The 7,396-nt window shown below is 62.9% G+C and carries 4 protein-coding genes; 1 reads left to right on the forward strand and 3 read right to left on the reverse strand.

Going from position 1 to position 7,396, the window contains the following annotated elements:
- The coding region (gene glnA, locus NW857_RS10845) for a type I glutamate--ammonia ligase (RefSeq protein WP_414368924.1) at positions 1-1,079 on the reverse strand (1,079 nt) is incomplete at its 3' end.
- A gap of 409 nt (positions 1,080-1,488) precedes the next feature.
- On the opposite strand from glnA, the gene trxB reads away from it, so the two are divergent.
- The gene (trxB, locus tag NW857_RS10850; protein ID WP_414332955.1) at positions 1,489-2,922 is read left to right on the forward strand and encodes a thioredoxin-disulfide reductase; all 1,434 of its coding nucleotides are present in this window, start codon (positions 1,489-1,491) and stop codon (positions 2,920-2,922) included.
- 80 nt (positions 2,923-3,002) lie between these two features.
- On the opposite strand, the gene purL is transcribed toward trxB, so the two are convergent.
- Together purL and recG are read right to left on the reverse strand one after the other, a co-directional pair.
- Positions 3,003-5,288 (reverse strand): phosphoribosylformylglycinamidine synthase subunit PurL, encoded by a 2,286-nt coding sequence (gene purL / locus NW857_RS10855; protein WP_414368926.1) that lies wholly within the window; start codon positions 5,286-5,288, stop codon positions 3,003-3,005.
- 11 nt (positions 5,289-5,299) lie between these two features.
- Positions 5,300-7,396, reverse strand: a 2,097-nt coding sequence (gene recG, locus NW857_RS10860; RefSeq protein WP_414368927.1) for an ATP-dependent DNA helicase RecG, incomplete at its 5' end; no start/stop codon positions are given.

Consider the following 7,396-nt stretch of genomic DNA (forward strand, 5'->3'; position numbering starts at 1 on the left):
CGCTTGGCTTTGGGATTGTTGCCGGTCACCGGAATGCGAATGGAGGCCGAGCGGTTGCCCTGCGAGTAGGCCAAGTTGACTGGCGCCTCAAACCCGGGCACCAAGCGTTTGTAGGAGTTGGTGGTGGGGTTGGTGAAAGCCAAGATCGCCGGAGCATGCTTGAGCAGGCCGCCGATGTAGTAGAGAGCTGTCTCGCTCAGGTTGGCGTAGGTGCCTTCGCTGTAGAACAAGGGCTGACCATCCTTCCAGAGGGACTGGTGGGTGTGCATGCCGGTGCCGTTGTCGTTAAACAGGGGCTTGGGCATAAACGTCACCGTCTTGCCGTGCTTGCGGGCCACGTTCCGGATCACATATTTGTAGACCATCATGTAGTCGGCAGCGGTGACCAGATCGGCGAAGCGATAGCCCAACTCCCCTTGCCCGCCGGTCGCCACCTCGTGGTGATGCTTCTCGATGGGCACCCCCAATTTGCCCATGGTCAGCAGCATCTCTGTGCGGATATTTTGGTGCGCATCGGTGGGCGGAACGGGGAAATAGCCCTCCTTGTAGCGAGGCTTGTAGCCGAGGTTGCCACCTTTCTCCTCACGGCCTGAGTTCCAGCGACCTTCAATGGAATCCACAAAGTAGTAGGCCGAGTTTTGAGTTTGGTCGAAACGAATATCCTCAAAAATGAAAAATTCCGCCTCCGGCCCGAAGTAGGCGGTATCGGCAATGCCTGTCGATCGCAGATAGGCGACGGCACGGGCAGCAAGGCTGCGGGGACAGCGGCTGTAAGGCTGGCCAGTGCGCGGCTCAACGATGCTGCAAGTCATGCTGAGGGTGGGCACCTCGAGAAAGGGATCGATCCAGGCCGTCTTGGGATCCGGCACCATGTACATGTCCGACTCGTTGATTGCTTTCCAGCCCCGGATGCTGGATCCATCGAAGGGGAGCCCCTCGGTGAAGGTTTCTTCCTTAATCATCGAGGTGTGGAAGGAGACATGCTGCCAGGTGCCGAAGATATCGACAAACTTGAGATCCACCATCTGGACATTGTTGTCCTGGATCATCTGAAGCACTTCTTGGGGCGTGGATGCCATCGCTCTCTCCTGATTGGGTTGCAGTTAAGACTGGGGAAATTGTGGCTGAAACAAATGGGATCCCAGCGGATGATCCCCGCGCCTCGACTTGGATGGGCCAAAAGCGCTCACCCATCCTAGAAAGGCCAACACCGGCATTTTGTAGCTTCTGATACAAAACTGGCCCGGCTCTGGCCTTCTGCCCAACTGATGAGACAACCTGGGCAAGACCTCTTGCCGCCAGCTCAGGATTAGGCCCGCCAGCAGTCCACACCTGCGTTCTAGATAGGCCAATGCCTCGGCTGCCCCAAGGGAGCGAAAATAGGACTGACGAGCCCCAGCCTCGCCCAGTTCGCCGAATCGTGTTAGGCTAAAGCGTAGTCATTATGAGTTTGATGTAATATCCCTGTTGCAGAAGGAGAGAGAGCGGATGACAGAGCAAAGTCGGATTGAGAATGTGGTGATTATCGGTTCTGGCCCTGCTGGGTTTACGGCGGCCATTTACGCCGGGCGCGCCAACCTGAAGCCAGTTGTGTTTGAGGGCTTCCAGGCGGGCGGGATCCCGGGTGGGCAACTGATGACCACCACCGAGGTGGAGAACTTTCCGGGCTTTCCCGAGGGCATCAGCGGCCCCCAACTGATGAAAAACATGCGGGCCCAGGCACAGCGGTGGGGGGCGGAGCTCTACCCCGAGGATGTCACCTTTGTGGATCTGAGCCAGCGGCCTTTTGTCGTCCGTTCTGACGAGCGGGAAGTGCGCACCCACAGCTTGATCATCGCCACCGGGGCCACGGCCAAGCGCCTGCACCTGCCCGGGGAGGAGACCTACTGGAACCGCGGCATGTCCGCCTGCGCCGTCTGCGATGGGGCCATGCCCATGTTCAAGGGGGTGGAGTTGGTGGTGATCGGCGGTGGCGATACCGCCTGTGAGGAGGCCACCTACCTGACCAAGTTTGGATCCCATATCCACATGCTGGTGCGCAGTGGCAAGATGCGGGCCAGCAAGGCCATGCAAGACCGGGTGCTCAACCACCCCAAGATTACGGTGCACTGGCACACCGAGGCGGTGGAAGTCCTGGGCGACGGCCAGCGCCTGACCGGGGTGAAGGTGCGCAACAACCAGACGGGCGAGATCCGGGAGATGGCGGTGGGCGGCCTGTTCTACGCCATCGGCCACAAGCCCAACACTGACTTGTTCACGGGGCAACTGGAGCTGGATGAAGTGGGCTACATTGTCACCCGCCCAGGATCGGTAGCCACCAGTGTAGAGGGCGTGTTTGCCGCCGGGGATGTGCAGGATCACGAGTTTCGCCAGGCCATCACCGCTGCCGGCACCGGCTGTATGGCGGCCATGTTAGCGGAGCGCTGGCTCTCGGAACACGGCCTGGCTCAGGAGTATCACGTCTTGCCCCAGAGCCATCCTAAACCCAGCTCTGCTGCCGCCCCGCCTGAGGCAGAGTTGGCGGAGGAATCTGCGGTTGAGGAAGCCAGCTTTGCGGAGAACGGCCACGAGGATCTGGATTTCAGCAAGACCTGCCATGAAGGGAGCTATGCCCTGCGGCGGCTCTACCACGAAAGCAATCGCCTGCTGATGGTCAAGTACACCGCTCCCACCTGTGCCCCTTGTCATGCCCTCAGGCCAATCTTGAACAAGGTCATCGAAGAGTTTGCCGACAAGCTGCACGTGGTGGAGATCGACATCGAGAAGGATCCGGAGATTGCCGAGGCAGGCGGGGTAGCTTGCACGCCGACGGTGCAGTTTTTCAAAAACAAGGAGCTGGTGGCGCAGGTGGTGGGCGTTAAGCCCAAGTCCCACTACCGAGAGGTGATCCAGGCCAATTTGTCTGAAGCAAGATCAGCTTGAGGTAGTCCCCCTCACCCCCAGCCCCTCTCCCAGAGGGAGCTGCCCTCACCCCCAGCCCCTCTCCCCAAGGGAGAGGGGAGCTAGGTGTTGTGGTAGGCGGCCTGCAGGGCGGCCAAAGAGACCGACAACAGGGGATCCCCTTCTGCCGTCGTCAAGGCCAAGGGATCGGCAGGGGATCCCACTTGTCCCAGCAGTTGCCACTGGCCGGGGAGCTGGGACTCTAAGTAGGCTTCCCAAGGAGAGCGCTGGGCTGGATTGACAGAAACGAGGATGCGGCTGGATCCCTCGCCAAACAGGGCCTGATCCCAGCGCAGGGATCCGGGAGCCAGAGAGACACTGGCACCGCGGCCCCCGCTGAGGCAGGCTTCCGCCAGAGCCACGGCCAGTCCTCCCTCGCTACAGTCGTGGGCGGAGCGCACCCACCCCTGCCGGATGCCGTGGCGGCAGGCGGCTTGCACGCGCTTTTCCAGCTCCAGATCCACGGGGGCAGGCCGACCCGTGACCTTGTGGTAGATTGCCGCCAAATACTCGCTGCCGCCCAGACTGGTAACAGCCTGGGATCCCAAGAGGTAGATGAGATCGCTTTCTTGCTGCCACCCCTGGCCACAGACCAACTTCAAGTCCGGAATGAGACCGACCATGCCGATAACGGGGGTCGGGTAGATGGCCTGGGATCCCTTCTCGTTGTAGAGGGAAACGTTCCCCCCTGTTACCGGTGTCCCTAGGGCACGGCAGGCCTCCCCAATCCCCCGACAGGCCAGGGCCAACTGCCAGTACACCACCGGGTTTTCCGGGTTGCCGAAGTTGAGGTTGTCGGTTACAGCCAAGGGCTCCGCCCCCACGCAGGAGAGGTTGCGGGCGGCTTCGGCCACCGCGGCTTTGGCCCCCTCGTAGGGATCCAAATACACCCAGCGGCCATTGCCATCTAGGGTGGCAGCAATGGCCTTGCGGGCAGCCTGCAGGGGTGGCACCTCGCCGACGCCAAACTTTTGCGAGCGGATGCGGATAACCGCTGCATCTCCCTGCCCCGGCCAAAGGACAGTGTTGTTTTGCACCTGGTGGTCATATTGGCGATAGATCCAGGCTTTGCTGGCCAGGGTGGGGCGGGCCAAAAGCCGCAGCAGCACCTCTTGCCACGTCAGGGTTGCCTGATCGAGGTGGATCCCTTCGCGAGTGCAGGGGGGTAGGGTGGCGGGATCCCACTGCCACGCTGCCTGGACGTACTCCGGTGGCTCTGGCAGCAGCGGGCGGACGTAGACGGGGGTCTCTTCGGCCAAGGCCCGCGCCGGCACTTGCACCACGCAGGTTCCGCGGTGCCAGATCTCCACCAGCGGCTCGGCAATGACTTCTCCGGCCACGCTGGCCTGCAGGCCCCAGCGGTGGAAGATCTCCATCACCTCCGCTTCGCGACCTTTTTGCACCACCAGCAGCATCCGCTCCTGGGACTCCGAAAGCAGGTACTCCCAGGCGGCCATGCCGCTTTCCCGCGCCGGCACCCGGTCGAGATCAAAGCGGATCCCTACGCCGCCTTTGGCGGCCATCTCCGCCGTGGAGCAGGTGATCCCGGCCGCTCCCATGTCCTGGGCGGCCACCACGGCTCCCGTGGCAAAGGCCTCCAGGCAGGCCTCGATGAGACATTTGCCCAGAAAGGGATCCCCCACCTGCACCGCCGGCCGATCCTGCTGGGAGTCCTCCTTGAGCTCGGCGCTGGCAAAGCTGGCCCCGCGGATCCCGTCCCGCCCCGTGGGGGCGCCCACGTACAAGACCGGATTCCCCACCCCCCGAGCTGCCGATTTCACCACCGCCGGCGTCTCCAGCAGCCCCAGAGCCATGACGTTGACCAGGGGGTTGCCACTGTAGCAGGGATCCACGGCCACTTCCCCCCCCACCGTGGGCACCCCCACGCAGTTGCCGTAGTGGGCGATCCCCTCCACCACCCTGGCCATGAGGCGGCGGTTGCGGGGATCCGTCAGCGGCCCAAAGCGCAGGGAGTTGAGCAGGGCAATGGGGCGGGCGCCCAGGGTAAAGATATCGCGCAGGATGCCTCCCACGCCGGTGGCCGCTCCCTGGAAGGGCTCAACCGCTGAAGGATGGTTGTGGGATTCAATCTTAAAGGCCAGCCAGTCCCCATCCCCCAAATCTATGACGCCGGCATTTTCCCCCGGCCCCACCACCACCCGCTCGCCCGTAGTGGGAAAGTTTTTCAGCAGAGGGCGAGAGTTCTTGTAGCAGCAGTGCTCCGACCACATCACCCCAAACATGCCCAGCTCGGTGGGGTTGGGATCCCGGCCCAGTTGCTGCTGGATCTGGTGATATTCCTGGGGGGAGAGGCCGTGGAGCGTCAGCTCTTCAGGAGTAGGGGGCATAGGCACCAAGGTTAAGTCAACAAAGCCGGCCCCAAAAGACGGGCCTGGCGTTCTTCCAGTATGCGACGCAGGCGGGGCCACTGCTGCAGCTCCGGGTCTTGGGCAATGAGCTGCTCTGCTGCCTGGCGGGCCAACTGCAGCACCTCTTGGTCATCCATGAGGCTGGCCAGAGCAAAATCGGGCAGTCCCGACTGGCGGGTGCCCATCACCTCCCCAGGGCCGCGGAAGCGCAGATCCATCTCGGCAATGAAAAAGCCATCGTGGGACTGCTCCAGGACTTTTAGCCGGCGCAGGGCCTCTTCGCTTTGGGATCCCGTCATCAGGATGCAGTAGGCCTGGTCGGATCCCCGCCCCACCCGCCCCCGCAGTTGGTGGAGCTGGGAGAGGCCAAAGCGCTCAGCATGCTCCACCAGCATCACCGAGGCGTTGGGCACATCCACCCCCACTTCGACCACCGTGGTGGAAACCAAGATATCCAGCTCCCGCCGGCGGAAAGCTTCTATGACGGCGTCCTTCTCGCTGCTGGTCAGACGCCCGTGCAGCAGGCCCACCCGGAACTGGGGGAAGACCTTCTCCTGCAGGCGCTGGTGTTCCTCAATGGCGGACTTGAGATCCAGCTTCTCGGACTCTTCAATCAAAGGCAGCACTACGTAGGCCTGCCGCCCCTGGGCAATCTCCCGCTCCATCAGCCGCACCACCTGCAGGCGATCCCCCGGTCGAGCCACCACCGTGTGCACCGGCTTGCGCCCCGGGGGCAACTCGTCAATTTGGGTAACATCCAGATCCCCGTGCAGGGCCAGGGTAAGGGTGCGGGGGATGGGGGTGGCCGTCATGGTCAGGACATCGGGGTGATCCCCTTTCTGTTGCAGGGCAGCCCGCTGTTCGACGCCAAAGCGGTGCTGCTCGTCGATAACCACCAAGCCCAGGTTGCGAAACTGCACCGCCGGCTGGATGAGGGCATGGGTGCCAACCACTAGGGGCAGCTCCCCGGTCTGCAACTGCCGCAGGATCTCGCGCCGCTTGGCGGGGGGTGTGGAGCCGGTCAAGAGTTCAACGGGCACTTGCAGTTGGCTGAGCCACTCCACCAGCTTGCGGTAGTGCTGCTCGGCCAAGACCTCCGTGGGAGCCATGAGGGCCGTCTGCCAGCCCGACTGGATGGCCGCCAGCAAAGCCGCCACCGCCACCACAGTTTTGCCGGATCCCACATCCCCCTGCAGCAGGCGGTTCATGGGCAAGGGATCCCGCAGATCCGCCAGGATCTCGTCGATGGCCCGCTGCTGGGCAGCGGTCAGCTGGAAGGGCAGGATTTGGTAGAAGCGGTCCAAGAGCTCTCCTCTAGCTGGCTGGTAGCGGGGGACAGCCTGGGCCTGGGCGCGGTAGCGCTGCCGCCGCTGCAAGAGGCTAAGTTGCAGGTAGAAAAACTCGTCGAACACCAGCCGCCGCCGGGCCTGGGCCAGCAGCTCTTGCGTCTTGGGAAAGTGGATCTGCTGCAGGGCAAGGGGCAAGTCCAACAGCTGCAACTGCCGCTTCAGGGGCTCCGGCAAGGGATCCTCCACCAAGGCGGCTGCCGGCAGGGCGAGCTGGACGGCTTTGCGCACCAGATCGGCGGGGATCCCTTCTGAGAGGGGGTAAACGGGTAGGATCTTGCCCAACCTCTCCAGATCCTCGCCCTCTCCCCCCAGCACCTCCAGTTGCGGGTTCTCCAGTGTCAAGCCCAAGCGGCCCTTTTTCACCAGACCGCTGGCCGCCACCACTGCCCCCTTGGGGTATTGCCGCTCCAGGGCCGCCTGCCAACTGCGCTGGGCAAATTGCCGCCCGCTGTAGAAGCGGCTGAGGGTGACTACGCCGCTTTTGTCGGCAAGCTTGAGGTTGAAGATGGTCAGCAAGGGGTTTTTGGGGCTGGTAAAGCAACTGCAGCTTTTCACCGTCCCCACCAGGGTAACCGTCTCCCCCACCTTGGCCTGGCGGATGAGCACGCGGCGGGAATAGTCCAGGTGATCCCGTGGGAAGTAGTAGAGGGCATCGCGCACAGTGTGCAGGCCCAGTTGCGCCAGTTTCTCCGCCGACTTGGGGCCAATGCCCTTGAGAAATTGCAGCGGCTGCTCCAA

Origin of the sequence: Synechococcus sp. H55.9 (genome assembly GCF_047462355.1) — a bacterium.
Lineage (GTDB): Bacteria > Cyanobacteriota > Cyanobacteriia > Thermostichales > Thermostichaceae > Thermostichus.